The organism is Pseudomonas sp. MAG002Y (assembly GCF_019400845.1).
GTDB classification, from domain to species: Bacteria; Pseudomonadota; Gammaproteobacteria; order Pseudomonadales; family Pseudomonadaceae; genus Chryseomonas; species Chryseomonas luteola.
In genome coordinates this window covers 1-503 of sequence record NZ_WOEJ01000061.1, presented here as the reverse complement: position 1 = coordinate 503, position 503 = coordinate 1, and the positions used below count along the sequence as shown (strand labels likewise).

General features: G+C 56.5%; 1 pseudogene. It reads left to right on the top strand.

Annotated elements, in window-relative coordinates:
- Positions 1-265: pseudogene (locus GM154_RS25550) on the top strand (IS110 family transposase); the annotation flags it as partial.
- Between the last annotated feature and the right edge of the window lie 238 nt (positions 266-503).

The following is a 503-nucleotide window of genomic DNA, read 5'->3' as shown; positions in this document are numbered from 1 at the left end:
ACGGATCAGTTGCAAAGGCAACGTCTACGTCCGTACTCTGCTGATTCATGGCGCGCGAGCCGCGCTATTGGCAGCTAAACGCTGCAAGGCGCGAACACCTGAGCGGCTGACTCATCTGCAGCGTTGGGCCTTGGACACCGCTGAACGCATCGGCCATAACAAGGCCGCCGTGGCATTAGCCAACAAGTTGGTAAGGATCTGCTGGGCGGTGTGGTGCCATGAGCGGCAGTTCAGCGGTAACTGGCACAGCATAAAGCCCGCCTGACGGCGGGGTTAACAATGAAGTGAGTTTCTAGTGGTTGTGGTGAGAAGCGAGACTGTCGGAACAGGCGAGTCCTGCAGCAGAGCAAGGCCGATAACAATGATGATCTTTGTGATCGCTTGAACGCTTGGCCCCTGCTGCGCGAACTACAGAATGGCCAGGGTAGTGCCCAGTAAAGGCCGGATATACGAATGCAACCGCGCTGACGACAGGATCGAAAAAGCTATCCTCACTGCTTGTG